Here is a 16,621-nt window from a genome sequence, read left to right on the forward strand (position 1 = left end):
TTCGATTGAGGATGAGACCTCGACCAAGTAGGTGACTGCTAGGTTCGCGCTATCAGACGCCGCGCTTGTTGGTCATCGACTTGACCGCCGCCAGGCTGCCGCGCCGCTGGCCCGCCGCTGCGCGCGCTCCCTTATCAGGCGGGCGTCCAGGGCTGGCAGCCAAAGGTCTCGAAGACAACTACCGTTACCGGAACCTTCGCATATTGTGGCCCCTGAGCGTAATTTCCGTCGGCGATGTCATTGCCCCCGACTGTCCGGCGCGTAATCCAAGTGCACATGAATCTCGGATTCACAGGCCCCTGAGTGTGGTAGATGCCTGGCGCAATTTCGGTACCCACGCGAAAGACCCCATTTCCGGGGATTTCGCCGCTCGGGTAGGCCGTGGCCGGTGACGCAAGCACGATCGCTGCCGCGGGGGCCGCGACCCCGACCAATATGCGAGACGCAATCGCTGCGCGCATCCTGTTCCTCTCCTCAATAATCTTTCGTTAACCTCCCCAAACGATGCGTGAGCTTACGCCTGGAGGCTGTTCATCGAGTACCCGATTTTTGCGATCCGACTTACCTGACGCCGCGCTGGCTCGGATAGACAGCGATTAGCCCGCGTCCTCTCCGAGCAGGCGAGCGCGCCGATACGATGCACATGCGCTGAAATCAAGGCCCGCCGTTTTTCTTCGTCATCGTCCGTACCAACGCCAAGTTGTCGCGACGGCCGTGCGCTGAGGCCGAGTGCAGCCTGTCCAGCAACGTGGCCAATATTTTGGCTGCTGGGCGTGCTGAAGTGGGTTACCGCATTAAGGTTTCTCGATCACTGGGTTTCGACCGCGTTTCGACCCCCGGGCTTCTGGGGCTTCGGCCGTCACCCAAAGCAGTCCTCCTGAAGAATTTTGTGGGCAATTCGTGGGCATAGGGTGGGGGCGAGGCAGTGATCCGGACGAACAATGGGTTTGTTGATCGCGGCGCGCCTGACCGGTTTATGCTTCTGACCTGCATATTTTAGAAGTCCCAGTCCTCGTCTTCGGTGACGACGGCCTTGCCGATCACGTACGACGAACCCGATCCGGAGAAGAAGTCGTGGTTCTCGTCGGCATTGGGTGACAGCGCCGACACGATCGCCGGGTTGACGTCGGTCTCGTCGCGCGGGAACAACGCCTCATACCCCAGGTTCATCAGCGCCTTGTTTGCGTTGTAGCGCAAGAACTTTTTGACGTCTTCGGTCAGCCCGACCTCGTCGTAGAGGTCTTGGGTGTACTCCACCTCGTTGTCGTATAGCTCGAAGAGCAGCTCGTACGTGTAGTCCTTGAGCTCGGCTTGCTTAGCGGCGTCCTCCAGGGCCAGCCCACGCTGGAACTTGTAACCGATGTAGTAGCCGTGCACGGCCTCGTCGCGGATGATCAGCCGGATCATGTCGGCGGTGTTCGTCAGCTTGGCCCTGCTGGACCAGTACATCGGCAGGTAAAACCCGGAGTAGAACAGGAAGCTTTCCAGCAGTGTCGAGGCCACTTTGCGCTTGAGTGGCTCATCGCCGCGGTAGTACTCCATGACGATCTCGGCCTTGCGCTGCAGGTTGGGGTTTTCCTCCGACCAGCGGAAGGCGTCGTCGATTTCAGCGGTCGAGCAGAGCGTGGAGAAGATCGAGCTGTAACTCTTGGCGTGCACCGACTCCATGAAGGCGATGTTGGTGTAGACGGCCTCCTCGTGCGGCGTCAGCGCGTCGGGAATTAGGCTCACCGCGCCGACCGTGCCCTGAATGGTGTCCAGCAGCGTCAGACCGGTGAACACCCGCATCGTCAGTTGCTTCTCGCCGGCGGTCAGCGTGCCCCAGGACGGGATGTCGTTGGACACCGGCACCTTCTCGGGGAGCCAGAAGTTTCCCGTCAGTCGCTCCCAGACCTCGGCGTCCTTCTCGTCTTGTAGACGGTTCCAGTTGATCGCGGAAACGCGGTCGATCAGCTTCATTTTTTCGCTCACCAGAACCCCACTTCACCAGGACGGATAGTCGACTGCTCAGACTTCAAACACTACCCCTGGGGGCCGACAAGCCGGGGTAACACAACACCTAGTGTCGCGTGTGTCTCCTAGTTCGCGACGGCCGCGGCCGGACGGTCGGCGGGGGAACCGGTGCCCACCCCGAAGAAGCGGTACTCGGCCGGTTTGAGCGAGCGGGTGGCCCGCCAGTACTGCCAGGTCATACCGCTCCACAGGGTCCGGTTGACGCCGTGCTCATCCAGGTACCAGCTGCTGCAGCCGCCGGTGTTCCACACCGAGCCGGCCAGCTTTTGCTGTAGCTCCTCGTTGAACCGGTCCTGCGCGGAACGGGTGGGTGCCAGCGCTTGCGCGTCCAGGCGGTCGCAGGCCGCGATCGCCTCGGAGACGTAGTGGATCTGCGACTCGATCATGAACACCACCGAGGTGTGGCCCAGACCGGTGTTCGGACCCAGCAGGAAGAACAGGTTGGGCACGTCGGCGACGGCGATCCCGCGGTGTGCGACGACACCCTCGCGGTTCCAACGGTCCACCAAGTCCTCCCCGTGGGGGCCCTTGACGTCGACGTAGGTGTAGGAGTCGGTGACGTGGAAGCCGGTCGCGTACACGATGACATCGACCGGGTGCTCGACGCCGTCGTCGGTGACGATGCCCTCGGCGCTGATGCGTTTGATCCGTTCGGTGATCAGCGTCGTCTTCGGGTTGGCCACCGCCCTGTAATAGTTGTTGCCGGAGTACAGGATTCGTTTGCAGCCTGCGCGGTAGCGCGGAGTGAGCTTGCGGCGCAATTCCTTGTCGCGGACATTGCGCCGGATGTTCCACTTGCCGATCGCCTCGATGGCTCTCAGCAATCCGGGCTGCTGAGTCATCGCGAATCCGACCGTCTCGAGCCCCCAGTAGATGCCGGCACGTACCGCCAGGCGCAGGCCGGGCACGGTCGCGAATGCTTGGCGCAACGCCGTCGGAAGCGGAGCGAACGGCACTGGCACCACCCACGGCGGGGTGCGCTGGTACATGTGCAACTGGGCGACGTCGTTGACGATCGCCGGCACGATCTGAATCGCGCTGGCCCCGGTGCCGATCACCGCGACCCGCTTGCCCGTCAGGTCGACGCTGTGATCCCACTGGGCCGAATGGAAAGCGGCACCGGCGAATTCGTCGATGCCCTCAATGTCCGGCAGGCGCGGGATGTGCAGTGCCCCGGCGCCCGAGATCACGAACTGCGCCACATACTCCTGCCCGGACTCGGTGAACACATGCCAGTGGTGCTCGCTGTCATCCCAGTGCGCGCGGTCCACCAGCGAACCGAATCGGATGTAGCGGCGCAGCCCGTACTTGTCGGTGACGCCCTTGAGGTAGTCCAGGATCTCCGGTTGCGGGGAGAACAGTTTGCTCCAGGTGGCCTTCGGTTCGAACGAGAACGAGTACAGGTGCGACGGCACGTCGCAGGCGCACCCGGGGTAGCTGTTGTCCCGCCAGGTGCCGCCGATCTCGTCGGCCTTCTCCAGGATGAGGAAGTCCACACCTTGGCGCTGCAGTGCGATGGCCATCCCGAGCCCGGAGAACCCGGTCCCGATGATGATCGCGCGGGTGTGCACGGGCGGAGCCTGTGCGGAGGGCTCGGTGGTCGGCTCGGCGACGGTCATCTCGGATCTTCCTGCTCGGGGGCTCAAGTACCCAGTACCCAGGGTATCGGATGAGTGTCACCGACGGCTGCGACGATGTCAACGCCGCCGACGTTCAGCTCGCGGCGGAGCTGCGCGGCACCGCGTTGTGGATCGGCTGGTCGGGGTCCATGTTGATGCCGAGCAGCTCGGCGGTGCCGCCGATGACACCCATCATGATCGTGGTCAGGTGCTCGACGAACTTGTCGCGGTCCATCCGCCGCGGGCTATCGGGGTCGGACCCCAGCCACCAGTCGGTGGCCGATGCCGCCGACCCGAACGCGGCGAAGGCGGCCAATTCGATCGCGGCGGGGTCCAGTTCCATCTCGCGCAGCTCGTTGTTGAACATTTCCGCCATCGCCAGCGTGATCTCCCGGCCTTCGTTCAGCGTCCGCATCGTCGACTCGGACTGCTCCGGGAAACGGCCCTGGATGAAGAACCGCAGCACGTTGGGATGCTCGTCGACCAGGTTGACGTACTCTTCCACGCTGCGCCGGATGATTTCGCGAGCCGAGTTGGTGGCGAAGTCCACCGACGAGAAGACCGCTGCCCAGAGCATGTCCCGCAGCCGCTCCCCGATCGCCTGGAACAGGTCGGACTTGTCATGGAAATGCCGGTAGATCTTGGGTTTGGCGGTGCCGGCCTCTTCGGCGATCTCGCGGACGCTGAGCTCGGGTCCCAACCGGTCGATGGCGCGAAAGGCCGCTTCGACGATCTCCCGGCGTACCTTCTTGCGGTGTTCGCGCCAGCGCTCGCTGCGCGCGTCGGCCTTTGCCCCAGGCTTCGGGCTGGGGTGGGGTCGAGGAATTCTCACCACGTCAAGCACCTTACCCCGTTGCCATCGCTGACCTGGGAAGACCGGGCAGAGGCCCGTTCCATCGAGTGTGGGCTTAATGCACGGTCAAACCGCGATCCGCGTACATTAAGCACACATTCGGCGGAGCTAGAAGCCCTTACAGCATGCAGGAAACGCAGCCTTCAACCTCGGTTCCCTCTAGCGCCATCTGACGCAGCCGGATGTAGTACAGCGTCTTGATTCCCTTGCGCCAGGCGTAGATCTGGGCCTTGTTGACGTCGCGGGTGGTCGCGGTGTCCTTGAAGAACAGCGTCAGCGACAGGCCCTGGTCCACATGCTGGGTGGCCGCCGCGTAGGTGTCGATGATCTTCTCGTAGCCGATCTCGTAGGCGTCCTGGTAGTACTCCAGGTTGTCGTTGGTCATGTACGGCGCCGGGTAGTAGACCCGACCGATCTTGCCTTCCTTGCGGATCTCGATCTTCGACACGATCGGGTGGATCGAGCTCGTCGAGTGGTTGATGTAGGAGATCGATCCCGTCGGCGGCACCGCCTGCAGGTTCTGGTTGTAAATCCCATGGGCCTGCACCGATTCCTTCAACCGCCGCCAGTCGTCCTGGGTGGGGATGCGGATATCGGCGTCGGCGAAAAGCTGCCGAACCTTGTCGGTCTTGGGCTCCCACACCTGGTCGATGTACTTGTCGAAGAACTCCCCGGTCGCATACTTCGAACGCTCGAAACCCTTGAAATGCGTGCCGCGTTCGATCGCGATCTTGTTCGACGCCCGCAGCGCGTGGTAGAGCACCGTGTAGAAGTAGATGTTGGTGAAGTCGATGCCCTCTTCGGAGCCGTAGAAAATCCGTTCGCGCGCAAGGTATCCGTGCAGGTTCATCTGCCCGAGCCCGATCGCATGCGAGTCGTTGTTGCCCTGCTCGATCGAGGGCACGGACCAGATGTGCGTCTGGTCGCTCACCGCGGTCAGCGCCCGGATCGCGACCTCGATGGTCTGGGCGAAGTCAGGCGAGTCCATCGTCTTGGCGATGTTCAGCGAACCGAGGTTGCACGAAATGTCCTTGCCCACTTTCGCATACGACAAGTCGTCGTTGAACAACGACGGTGTGGACACCTGCAGGATCTCCGAGCAGAGGTTGGAGTGGGTGATCTTGCCCTCGATCGGGTTGGCCCGGTTCACCGTGTCCTCGAACATGATGTAGGGGTAACCCGATTCGAACTGCAGCTCGGCCAGCGTCTGGAAGAACTCGCGTGCCTTGATCTTGGTCTTGCGGATGCGGGAGTCGTCGAGCATCTCGTAGTACTTCTCGGTGACCGAGATGTCGGCGAACGGCACACCGTAGATGCGTTCGACGTCGTATGGCGAGAACAGGTACATGTCCTCGTTCTTCTTGGCCAACTCGAAGGTGATGTCCGGGATCACCACGCCCAGGCTGAGCGTCTTGATCCGGATCTTCTCGTCGGCGTTCTCCCGTTTGGTGTCCAGGAATCGGTAGATGTCGGGGTGGTGGGCGTGCAGGTAGACCGCGCCGGCACCCTGACGCGCGCCGAGCTGGTTGGCGTAGGAGAACGAGTCCTCCAGCAGCTTCATGATCGGGATGACGCCGGAGCTCTGGTTCTCGATGTTCTTGATCGGCGCACCGTGCTCGCGAATGTTGCTCAGCAACAACGCAACTCCCCCACCGCGCTTGGACAGCTGCAGCGCGGAGTTGATCGAGCGCCCGATCGACTCCATGTTGTCTTCGATCCGAAGCAGGAAGCAGCTCACGGGCTCGCCGCGTTGCTTTTTCCCCGAGTTGAGGAACGTCGGGGTGGCCGGCTGGAACCGCCCGTCGATGATCTCGTCGACCAGCTTTTCGGCCAACGCGGTGTCCCCGGCGGCCAGAGTCAACGCCACCATGACGACGCGATCCTCGAAACGCTCGAGATAGCGCTTGCCGTCGAAGGTCTTCAGCGTGTAGGAGGTGTAGTACTTGAACGCGCCCAGGAATGTCGGGAACCGGAACTTCTTGGCGTACGCGCGGTCGAGCAGCGTCTTGACGAAGTTTCGTGAGTACTGGTCGAGAACCTCACGCTCGTAGTAGTTCTCGCGGATCAGGTAGTCGAGTTTCTCGTCCTGGTTGTGAAAGAAGACCGTGTTCTGGTTGACGTGTTGCAGGAAGTACTGGTGCGCGGCTTCGCGGTCCTTGTCGAACTGAATCTTGCCGTCTGCGTCGTACAGATTCAGCATCGCGTTGAGGGCGTGATAGTCCGTCTCGCCCGGCAACGCACCGTGGCCCGTGGCTGTTACACGCTCTGCAGTTGCGGCGGTTGGTGGCACGTGTCGTCCTTCCAAAAGTCAGCCAGGCCCGCGCGGACGGTTTGCACGTCCTCGGCGGTTCCCATCAATTCGAATCGGTATAGGTACGGAACGCCGCACTTGCGCGAGATCACCTCGCCCGCGTAACAGAACTCGGCACCGAAGTTGTTGTTGCCAGCGGCTATCACGCCACGCAGCAAGGCTCGATTGCGTCTGTTGTTCAAAAACTTGATGACCTGCTTAGGAACATAGGCCCCGTCGTTGATATCAGGCGTCTTGTGCCCACCGCCGTAGGTCGGCAGCACCAGGACATAGGGCTGGTCCACCTCGATCGCGCCGTGCAGCGGTATCCGCGTGGCCGGAATGCCCAGCTTCTGCACGAAGCGGTGGGTGTTCTCCGACACGCTGGAGAAATACACCAGGCTGCACGACGGCACGGCAATCTCCTAGGCGGTCAGCGCGGCGCTGGCGAGCGCCTTGATCCGGTCCGGCCGGAAGCCCGACCAGTGGTCGTTACCGGCCACCACAACAGGGGCCTGCAGGTATCCGAGTGCCATCACGTAGTCGCGCGCCTCGCTGTCCAGGGAGATGTCCACCTTCTCGTAGGGGATGCCCTCTTTGTCCAGCGCCTTGTAGGTCGCGTTGCACTGCACACATGCCGGCTTGGTGTACACGGTGATGCTCATCGGCGGTACCACTCCTCTGTGGGTCCTCTGTGGAAAATGACGAACTTGACACGAACTGGCAACTACTCGGGTACTGCATCTGCACTGCTGGTTCAGCAGACCGCCGCGCCCCGAAATTCCCGTCTTACCGATCCGCGGCGGCTGGCTGTCGATGCCGGGTGGCGCGGTCCGGCTGACCTGGTGAACCCGGGGTCTGTCGGTGTGGTGAAACACTACACCTAGTGGCTGACAATAAGAAGGGATACAACATCTTCTGAACAACATTCATGAAATTCCCTGGTCGTAAGCGCTCGCAAGCGCCCCTTATCGGCGTGTCGTAGATCACAATTTGGCCTCGTCAGCCGCGTTCCGATCATGCCGCAGGTTTTACCACTAGCCACCGACAACTACGCCGCGAAATCCACCCGCGCGCGCGTCACAGCAAACCTCGGCGTGAGGCCTCAGCTGACCTCCGCGGCCAGCTTGCCCACCGCGTCGCGCACGTTTGCGGCGAGCTCGGCGTGCTCACGCGGGTGCTTGCCGTCGAGCGTCCGGAACGGCACCGAGAGCTTGATCGCCTCGACGACCCGCGGGCCGGCGATCGCGAACGACTTGCGCGTCTCATCGTGCGCCCAGACGCCGCCGTAGCGGCCAAGCGATCCGCCGATGACGGCCAACGGCTTGTCTTTCAGTGCGCCGCGGCCGAATGGCCGGGAAAGCCAGTCGATCGCGTTCTTGATCACGGCGGGGATGCTGCCGTTATATTCCGGCGTGACCACCAATGCGGCATCGGCCTCAGCGGCCGCACGTCGCAGCGCGGCGACCGACGCCGGCAGGTCGTGCTCATTGTCGATGTCCTCGTTGTAGAACGGCAGCTCGGCCAGCCCGTCGAAGATCGTCACGGTGACGCCGTCCGGGGCAACCTCGGCCGCCAACTCGGCGATCTGGCGGTTGACCGACGCCGCACGCAAGCTGCCTACCAAAGCCAAGATCGTGATCTTCGGCATCCTTGGCAATTCCCTTCGATAGTTGGTATACATCCTTCCACCGACCAAACCGGACCGTGGTCCGGTTTATTCCGGCGGCGTTAGAGTGCAGTGATGAGCGTCGTCAACCGGCCGGGTGAGCTGCCCATTTCCGTCGCCTTGGAGGCACCTTCCGGCCCGCAAGAGCGTGGCGATGCAGCCCGCAATCGCGCGCTCCTGCTGGACGCGGCGCGTCGGCTGATCGCCGAGCGTGGAGCCGACGCCGTCACCATGGACGACATCGCCGCCGCGGCCGGCGTCGGTAAGGGCACGGTGTTCCGCCGGTTCGGCAGCCGGGCCGGGCTGATGATGGTGCTGCTCGACGAGGACGAGCGGGCCAGCCAGCAGGCGTTTCTGTTCGGTCCGCCGCCGCTGGGCCCGGATGCGCCGCCGCTGGATCGGCTGGTGGCGTACGGCCGGGAGCGCATCTGCTTCGTCCATGCCCACCACGAATTGCTCTCGGCGGCCAGCCGCGAGGCCCGCTACAGTGCGCCCGCCGCGGTGCAACGGACGCATGTGCGGGTGCTGCTGGAGGCGGCCGGCGCCAGCGGGAACCTCGACATCCAGGCCGATGCCCTGCTCGCCCTGCTCGACGCCGACTACGTCGAGCATCAACTCATCCACGGGGGCCATACCCTGGAGACGTTGGGCGATGCGTGGGAAAGCTTGGCGCGCAAGCTTTGTGGTCGATGACTACGCACTGGATTCTGCACGTCGACCTCGACCAGTTCCTGGCTTCGGTCGAACTGCGCCGACACCCTGAACTTGCCGGGTTGCCTGTCATCGTAGGCGGCAGCGGCGATCCGACCGAGCCGCGCAAGGTCGTCACTTGCGCCTCCTACGAAGCGCGCCAGTTCGGGGTGCATGCGGGTATGCCGCTGCGCACTGCCGCCCGCCATTGCCCCGAAGCCACCTTCCTGCCGTCGGATCCGGCCGCCTATGACGCCGCCTCCGAGCAGGTGATGGGACTGCTGCGCGATCTTGGCCATCCGGTCGAGGTGTGGGGTTGGGACGAGGCGTTCGTCGGCGCCGAAGTCGATGACCCCACAGAGCTCGCCGAGCAGATCCGCACGGTCGTCTCCACCGAAACCGGGCTGTCCTGCTCGGTGGGCATCAGCGACAACAAGCAGCGCGCCAAGGTCGCCACCGGATTCGCCAAACCCGCCGGCGTCTATACGCTCACCGACGCCAACTGGATGAGCGTGATGGGTGACCGCCCGGTCGACGCGCTGTGGGGGGTTGGCCCTAAGACAGCGAAAAAGCTTGCCACTCTTGGCATCAACACGGTCTGGCAGCTCGCACACACCGACGCCGAGCTGCTCACATCGACATTCGGCCCGCGCACCGGGCTGTGGCTGCTGCTGCTGGCCAACGGCGGCGGCGACGACGTGGTCAGTGCCGAGCCCTGGGTGCCGCGGTCGCGCAGCCACGTCGTCACCTTTCCGCGTGATCTGACCGACCGAGACGAAATGGACGCGGCGGTAACAGAATTAGCGCGACGAGCATTGAGCGAGGTGGTCGCTGAGTCGCGGATCGTCACCCGGGTAGCCGTCACCGTACGCACCGCGACGTTTTTCACCCGCACCAAGATTCGCAAGCTGGACGAGCCCACGACCGACGCCGACGTCGTCGTCGCGACAGCGCTGCGCGTGTTGGACCTGTTCGAGCTGGACCGCCCGATCCGGCTACTCGGGGTACGGCTGGAACTGCAAATGCCTGACTGAGGTGGCAACGGCGTCTTAGACGACGGGTGGAACCGGGCAGTGCAGCACCCCGCACACGGTTCGGAGCAGCTCGGACTCCTCCTCAGTGACGACCCTGTCTGCCATTACGGTCGTCACGACGGCGGCGACGAGGGTGGCCTTGTCGTTGCCTTCGAGTCCGTCGATCACCGGCCACACTTGTTCGAGCGCGAATACGCCCTGTTGGACTGGCCGGAACGGAATCCGTGTCTGGGGAAATGCGACGGCGATCCCCGCCTGGAATGCCGCAGCCGCGCTCCGCGGGTCCCTGTTAGCGGCTTGTGCCAGCACAGCGATGAGGCAGCAGATGGCGCTTTGGGCGCTGGCCAGGCTCTGACGCCTGCTCTTCCACGGCGACCCTGACGTCAAAGCCTCATTCAAGCTGACGAAAACGAGTGTGCCAAGACAGTATTCAAAGATGTCGATCTGACCGTCGGCGTTGATCAGTTCGCCGAGAACAGAGGTCATCAGTCGCGTCTCAGCCTCGGCGCGACCGCGCAGAGCAGGGAAGGCGATGGATGCAACGGGCAAACGCAACCTCGGGTCGAGCTGCGCCACCTCCGCGGCAGATCGCCACGATTCATCGGCCACCTGCTTGCCGTGATACCGGGCGACGATCCGGTACTGAGCCTGCCTGACATTCTGATTGCGGTCGAAGACCAAGCCATAGATCAACGGAACCGCAGTGGCGGAATTGTGCGCAAGGTCGGCAAGGTTCTGCGGTATCGCTTTGCGGACGCGTACGCCCGCCTCGTAGGAAGCGGCGGTCGGATTGCCAACGGCCGCTGCGTATTCGGCAGGGCTGAGGCGGCGTGGCGGAGCTTGCTGCACTGCGGCGTCCGCAAAGCCCATCCTGGCGTCCTCCTCCAAACCGTCCGGCTGTCGAGAGGACCACCGCCTACGCAGCTCCTCGAGGTTCGTGGGAGTGAAGCCAGGCTCGAGCACCTGGATGCGCTTTATGAGCGGCGGGTGAGTTGCATACAGCGCAGAGGATCTCAGGCCCTCGCCGAAGAGCATATGGCTGACGTTTTCGGTTTTGGGGGTCTCCAGCCGAGACCCGGCCTCGAGCCCGCCGATCTTCTTCAGCGCGCCCGTCAGCCCGCTCGTCTCCCGCGTGTATTGGACCGCTGATGCATCGGCGAGATACTCCCGATCACGGGAGACGGCTGCTTTGATCAGCCGCCCGAAGAAGACTCCGATCCAGCCTGCCGCCAGAACGACCAACCCCAGCGCCCACAACGGGAGGCTGATGCGGGCGTCGCGGCTGCGCCCACCCAGATACCACATCATCCGGCCGATGACCGCCAGCGCTGTGATTCCGGCCAACACGCCGATGAGCCTGAGGCTCAACCGCATATCGCCGTTGACGATGTGGCTGAACTCGTGCGCGATGACTCCCTGCAGTTCGTCACGGTTGAGCCGGTCGAGCGAGCCCTGGGTAACGCACACCGCCGCGTCCGCCGGCGTGTATCCCGCGGCGAACGCGTTGATTCCCGCTTCCTGCGGAAGGTAATACAGCACGGGCACCGGCGTGCTCGAAGCGATTGCGATTTCTTCGACGACGTTGCGATACCGATGAAGCTTTGGGTCCGTTGGCATATCCGGTACGCGTATCGCACCGAGGCTCTCGGCAACCTTGACCCCGCCACCCTCGCGCAACATCATCGTCCTGACAACGGACACCCCGGCAATCATCATCAGGACCGCGCCACTCACGACCACCGATAGCACGATCAACTGCTGCGGCGTCGCCCCTCCCTGGGACACGGTGGGCATGATGACCGCGAAATTCACGATCGCGGTAATCCCGAGCACCGCCAAGATAAAAAGGAACACCATCCTTCTCGACGCTGCGCGTACCTTCCGCTGGCGTTCGAAGAAGTCCATGGCCTAGTTCAGAACTGAACGCGCGGGACTTCGCGCACCTCCGGGCCGGCTGCCTCCAGCGGTGCTGCCGCGGTGAAGCCGAACATGCCCGCGAAAAGCGCAGCCGGGAACACTTCGCGCCTATTGTTGTAGTTCATGATCGCGTCGTTGTAGGCCTGGCGGGCGAAAGCGACTTTGTTCTCCGTCGAGGTCAGGGTCTCCGAGAGTTGCATCATGTTCTGGTTGGCCTTGAGGTCTGGGTATGCCTCGCTCAGCGCAAACAGCTTGCTGAGAGCTCCCGTCAGCGCCCCTTCCGAGGCTGCCAGCTGACTCATGGCCTGCGGGTCCCCAGGGTTGGAGGTGGCTGCCGTGCGTGCGGTGATTGCGGAGTTGCGTGCCTGGATGACCGCTTCGAGCGTGCCGCGCTCGTGGGCCATGTAGGCCTTGGCGGTTTCGACGAGGTTGGGTATCAGGTCGTGACGCCGAGTCAGCTGAACATCGATCTGCGCGAAAGCATTCTTGTAGCCGTTGCGCAGACGGACGAGACCGTTGTAGACGCTCCACGCGGTGAACGCGACGACGAACACGAGGATGGCCAGGATCACGACGATGACGACAAGGGAGATGACCATACTGTTCACCTATTCGATGTTTGCTCTTGAATACGGGGCCTCATCGTCGCACGTTGTCCGAAGCGGAGTGGTGAATATTGACATCTGGTTCGCGCGGCGAAACTGCGCTCAGGGCGCCCATCCTGCACCCACGGCGACCAGCGGCGCGAAATCCCGCCGGCACCGCAGTTTCGACGGGCTACGCAGCCGAGGATGGCCGCAGCGCCCGGGTGAAGAGCACGTTGACCTGTCGCATCGCCACGCTGTAGGGCAACCACGCCACCCGCTTGAACGCGTATAGCGCCCGAATGTCCGCCGAGGTGTAGATCAGGAAGCGGTTCTTGGCCACGCCGGCCAGGATCTTCTCGGCCGCCTTCTCCGGCGTGACGGCATGACCGCTGAAGCGGCTGATCCACCGTTGCACCTTCGGGTCGTCGCGGTCGACGCCGGCGATCTCAACGGTGTTGACCAGTGGGGTGTTCACCGCGCCCGGCACGACCACCGACACTCCGATGTGGTGCCGGGCGAGATCGAAGCGAAGCACTTCCGACACTCCGCGCAGCCCGTATTTGCTGGCGCTGTAGGCGGCATGCCAGGGCAGCGCGACCAACCCGGCCGCCGAGGACACGTTGACCAGATGACCGCCCTGCCCGGCCGCCACCATCGGCGGAACGAAGGTCTCGATGACATGGATCGGACCCATCAGGTTGATCGCGACCATCTTGCTCCACTGCTCATGACTGAGCTGGTCGACGGTCCCCCACGCCGACACCCCGGCGATGTTCATGACGACGTCCATGCTCGGGTGATTGGCGTGGATGTCGGCGGCGAACGAGGCGACGTCGTCATAGTCCGCGATATCGAGCACCCGGTGCTCGGGGACGTTGGCGCCCAGCGCGCGGGCGTCGGCCACCGTTTGTGCCAGACCGTCGGTGTTGCGGTCGGTCAGGTACAGCTCGGCGCCGTGGGCGGCCAACCGTAAGGCAGTCGCCCGGCCGATACCGCTGGCCGCACCGGTGAGAAAGCACCTTTTACCCGCGAAATGCCCGTGAACCTTCGCCTGCGCCACGGGCGTGACCCTACCGGCTGCCGCCCTGGGCTCCCCACAGCGATGCAAGCCACAACTGCTCGAGTACCCGCAGGCCACGCTGCACGTCACGACCGGCCCCCAGGAAAGTGACGTCGCCCGACAGCATCATCACCGTGGTCGCGCCGAGCATGCGGACCAGCGCGGGAACGTCATCGCTGATCGGATGCGCTGTGCCGGCGGCGATTTCGTCGTTCACCACCCCGACGATCTGATCGATTACGGTGTCGATCTGACCGTCGAGTATCTCGCGGATCTTTGCGTCGGTGTTCCGGGCCTCGTTGCACGCGGCCATGATCGGGTCGTTGTGCGCGAAGACCTCCGCGGCGCTACCGACCATCCGCTTGGCGAATGCCGCCGGCGATTCGTCCGGGCCGCGGGGCGCGAAGTAGTGCGTGAGTTCTTCGAGTTCGTGGGTGGCCTCGGCGAGGATCTGCGCCAGCACCGCGTACTTCGAGTCGAAGTAGAAGTAGAACCCCGATCGGGCCACACCTGCGCGGTCGCTGATGGTGCTGACCGACAGCTCGGCGAACGGCTTCTCCTCCAACAGCTCACGCACCGCCTGCAGGATCGCCTGGCGCTGCCTGTCACCCCTCCGAAGGGGCGGTCCCTGATCGGCCGCTCCACGAGTCTCGGACTGGGTGCTCACCCTTCGACGATGCACCACGCCAGCAGAAAAGCAAACTTGACAGCCGTCAAGTCTGACCTGAGGATGGGGGCAGTGACGGCTGCCACAACCGGGTAAGGAGCGTCGATGGCGACCATCAGCACCCCGCATTATCTGCTGGACCAGGCCAAGCGCCGGTTCACCCCGTCGATCAACAACTTCCCGGGCATGGGTGCCGTCGAGCGCAGGCTGCTACGCACGGAGTTCAAGAAGCGAACACTCGCTGAGCCGCCCCCGGGCAGTGGGCTCCAGCCGGTCGTCGGCGACCGTGGGCTGCCCATCCTCGGCCACATCATCGAAATGCTGCGCGGCGGGCCGGACTATCTGATGTTCCTCTACCACACGAAAGGCCCGGTCGTCTTCGGGGACTCCCCGGTCCTCCCGGGCGTCGCAGCGCTGGGACCCGATGCCGCGCAAGTGATTTACTCCAACCGCAACAAGGACTATTCACAGCAGGGCTGGGTTCCGGTGATCGGGCCGTTCTTCCATCGCGGACTCATGCTGCTGGATTTCGAGGAGCACTTGTTCCACCGGCGGATCATGCAGGAAGCGTTCATCCGCTCCCGGCTGGTCAGCTACGTCGAGCAGATGGACCAGGTTGTGTCCCAAGTGGTGGCCAACGACTGGGTGGTCAACGATGCGCGCTTCCTTCTCTATCCGGCGATGAAGGAACTCACCCTCGACATCGCCTCGATGGTGTTCATGGGCCACGAGCCGGGTACCGACCGTGAACTGGTGACGAAGGTGAACAAGGCGTTCACCATCACCACCCGCGCCGGCAACGCGATCATCCGCACCAGCGTTCCCCCGTTCACCTGGTGGCGCGGTCTCAAGGCACGAGAACTGCTGGAGAACTACTTCCGCGAGCGAGTCAAGGAACAACGCGGAAAGGACGGCACCGACCTGCTGTCGGTGTTGTGCCAGACCGAAGACGAAGATGGCAACAAGTTCTCCGACGAGGACATCGTCAACCACATGATTTTCCTGATGATGGCGGCCCACGACACCTCGACGTCGACGGCGACGACGATGGCCTACCACCTGGCCGGCCACCCGGAGTGGCAGGAGCGCTGCCGCGACGAGTCCGATCGGCTCGGTGACGGACCGCTGGACATCGAGGCGTTGGAGAAGCTCGAATCGCTCGACCTGGTGATGAACGAGTCGATCCGGATCGTGACGCCGGTGCAGTGGGCCATGCGCCGGACCGTGCGCGACACCGACCTGCTGGGCTACTACCTGCCGAAGGGCACGAACGTCATCGCGTATCCGGGCATGAACCATCGGCTTCCCGAGTTGTGGACCGACCCGCTGAAGTTCGATCCCGACCGGTTCACCGAACCACGCAACGAGCACAAGCGGCACCGATACGCGTTCACGCCGTTCGGCGGCGGCGCCCACAAGTGCATCGGGATGACCTTCGGCCAGCTGGAGATCAAGACCATCCTGCACCGGCTGCTGCGCCGCTACCGGCTGGAGCTCCCACGGCCCGGCTACCAGGCAAAGTGGGATTACGGCGGCATGCCGATCCCGATTGACGGCATGCCGATCATGCTGCGCCCGCTGTAGTTCCGAAGACGACCTGCTCGTCAGGCATACAGCCGGTTCGCACAGGCGACGACCGCGCGCAGGGCCGACTGTGTCGGGTCCTTCGCCCAGCCCATCGCCCACTCGGCCCGGCAGCCGTCCGTTCCGCGGATGAAGGTCGCCGTGGTGTCGTCAGAGCGCAGCTGGTGAAACCGCAGGGTCTCTACGGCGATGCCGTGGTCGTAGAGGATCGCTGTGAGCGCGGCAACCGGGCCCGTGGCGGTGGCGGTCGCGGTCTCGATGCGATCGCCAAGGCCCAGGGTCGCTCGGAATGTCCGGGGCTGCGGTCCCAGCCGGCTGGCCCGACGCTCGCCGTCGGCGCATTCCCACTGGCCCAGGCGCACCGGGCCGGATGTGGGGGCATAGGTGGCTGTGAATGTGCTCCACGACATGGTGCTGGCGTCCTCCCGGAGTGCTCGGGGTAACGGAATGCCATCGAAGCGGTCGGCGCCGCTGGGAAAGCTGAGCTCGAGGGTGGTCATGTGCCGGTCTTCTCTGGTCTGAAGGATTGACCGACGGGTAGTAGCTTCCGACCCACAGCGGGGGGTCGGTCTGGATCAGGCCCCGCTGCGGGTGCTGGCTACTACGAGAAGATGACGCACGATCGCCGAGGTTAGACG

16 protein-coding genes are annotated in these 16,621 nt (G+C 63.7%); 3 read left to right on the top strand and 13 right to left on the bottom strand.

Features of this window, described 5'->3' with window-relative positions; translation table 11 throughout:
• Positions 1–134: 134 nt before the first annotated feature.
• The 8 genes from AWC06_RS24035 to AWC06_RS00415 form a co-directional block, all read right to left on the bottom strand.
• Positions 135–461 carry an Rv1352/Rv1906c domain-containing protein gene (locus AWC06_RS24035; protein WP_483406797.1) on the bottom strand — a complete coding sequence of 109 codons (327 nt, stop codon included), beginning with the start codon at positions 459–461 and terminating at the stop codon, positions 135–137.
• A gap of 535 nt (positions 462–996) precedes the next feature.
• Positions 997–1,959: a class 1b ribonucleoside-diphosphate reductase subunit beta gene (nrdF, locus tag AWC06_RS00380; RefSeq protein WP_085193412.1), complete on the bottom strand. Its 963-nt coding sequence runs from the start codon at positions 1,957–1,959 to the stop codon at positions 997–999.
• A gap of 119 nt (positions 1,960–2,078) precedes the next feature.
• Positions 2,079–3,632 carry a flavin-containing monooxygenase gene (locus AWC06_RS00385; protein ID WP_085193273.1) on the bottom strand — a complete coding sequence of 518 codons (1,554 nt, stop codon included), beginning with the start codon at positions 3,630–3,632 and terminating at the stop codon, positions 2,079–2,081.
• A 94-nt stretch (positions 3,633–3,726) separates the two neighbouring features.
• A complete protein-coding gene (locus AWC06_RS00390) occupies positions 3,727–4,467 on the bottom strand; it encodes a TetR/AcrR family transcriptional regulator (RefSeq protein WP_085193414.1) in 741 nt (246 codons plus the stop codon).
• Positions 4,468–4,603: 136 nt separating this feature from the next.
• Entirely contained in the window at positions 4,604–6,775 is a 2,172-nt protein-coding gene (nrdE, locus tag AWC06_RS00395) for a class 1b ribonucleoside-diphosphate reductase subunit alpha (protein ID WP_085193275.1), read from the bottom strand.
• A complete protein-coding gene (gene nrdI / locus AWC06_RS00400) occupies positions 6,742–7,191 on the bottom strand; it encodes a class Ib ribonucleoside-diphosphate reductase assembly flavoprotein NrdI (protein WP_085193277.1) in 450 nt (149 codons plus the stop codon). The genes nrdE and nrdI overlap by 34 nt, the downstream gene beginning before the upstream one ends.
• A gap of 9 nt (positions 7,192–7,200) precedes the next feature.
• Complete coding sequence (locus AWC06_RS00405) at positions 7,201–7,440, bottom strand: redoxin NrdH (RefSeq protein WP_085193278.1); 240 nt, start codon at positions 7,438–7,440, stop codon at positions 7,201–7,203.
• A gap of 440 nt (positions 7,441–7,880) precedes the next feature.
• Positions 7,881–8,426: an NAD(P)H-dependent oxidoreductase gene (locus tag AWC06_RS00415; protein WP_085193282.1), complete on the bottom strand. Its 546-nt coding sequence runs from the start codon at positions 8,424–8,426 to the stop codon at positions 7,881–7,883.
• A gap of 93 nt (positions 8,427–8,519) precedes the next feature.
• Here AWC06_RS00415 and AWC06_RS00420 point away from each other — a divergent pair, with 93 nt between their 5' ends.
• On the top strand, positions 8,520–9,137 hold the full coding sequence (locus AWC06_RS00420) for a TetR/AcrR family transcriptional regulator (RefSeq protein WP_085193283.1): 618 nt from the start codon (positions 8,520–8,522) through the stop codon (positions 9,135–9,137).
• On the top strand, positions 9,134–10,168 hold the full coding sequence (locus tag AWC06_RS00425) for a DNA polymerase IV (protein ID WP_085193285.1): 1,035 nt from the start codon (positions 9,134–9,136) through the stop codon (positions 10,166–10,168). Before AWC06_RS00420 ends, AWC06_RS00425 begins: the two co-directional genes overlap by 4 nt.
• A gap of 15 nt (positions 10,169–10,183) precedes the next feature.
• Here the strand turns inward: AWC06_RS00425 and AWC06_RS00430 are convergent, their stop codons facing one another.
• From AWC06_RS00430 to AWC06_RS00445, 4 genes are all read right to left on the bottom strand, one after another.
• The gene (locus tag AWC06_RS00430) at positions 10,184–12,025 is read right to left on the bottom strand and encodes a M48 family metallopeptidase (RefSeq protein WP_227371020.1); all 1,842 of its coding nucleotides are present in this window, start codon (positions 12,023–12,025) and stop codon (positions 10,184–10,186) included.
• A gap of 56 nt (positions 12,026–12,081) precedes the next feature.
• Positions 12,082–12,684, bottom strand: coding sequence for a LemA family protein (locus AWC06_RS00435; RefSeq protein ID WP_085193288.1), 603 nt, complete (start codon positions 12,682–12,684; stop codon positions 12,082–12,084).
• A gap of 178 nt (positions 12,685–12,862) precedes the next feature.
• Positions 12,863–13,732 (bottom strand): SDR family oxidoreductase, encoded by an 870-nt coding sequence (locus AWC06_RS00440; RefSeq protein ID WP_085193290.1) that lies wholly within the window; start codon positions 13,730–13,732, stop codon positions 12,863–12,865.
• Positions 13,733–13,742: 10 nt separating this feature from the next.
• The gene (locus tag AWC06_RS00445) at positions 13,743–14,399 is read right to left on the bottom strand and encodes a TetR/AcrR family transcriptional regulator (RefSeq protein WP_227371019.1); all 657 of its coding nucleotides are present in this window, start codon (positions 14,397–14,399) and stop codon (positions 13,743–13,745) included.
• Between the two features lie 105 nt (positions 14,400–14,504).
• On the opposite strand from AWC06_RS00445, the gene AWC06_RS00450 reads away from it, so the two are divergent.
• A complete protein-coding gene (locus AWC06_RS00450) occupies positions 14,505–15,983 on the top strand; it encodes a cytochrome P450 (protein ID WP_085193292.1) in 1,479 nt (492 codons plus the stop codon).
• A 20-nt stretch (positions 15,984–16,003) separates the two neighbouring features.
• Here AWC06_RS00450 and AWC06_RS00455 read toward each other — a convergent pair whose 3' ends face one another.
• Positions 16,004–16,483 carry a 2-isopropylmalate synthase gene (locus AWC06_RS00455; protein WP_085193294.1) on the bottom strand — a complete coding sequence of 160 codons (480 nt, stop codon included), beginning with the start codon at positions 16,481–16,483 and terminating at the stop codon, positions 16,004–16,006.
• Between the last annotated feature and the right edge of the window lie 138 nt (positions 16,484–16,621).

Source organism: Mycobacterium fragae, assembly GCF_002102185.1.
In the GTDB taxonomy this organism is placed as follows: domain Bacteria; phylum Actinomycetota; class Actinomycetes; order Mycobacteriales; family Mycobacteriaceae; genus Mycobacterium; species Mycobacterium fragae.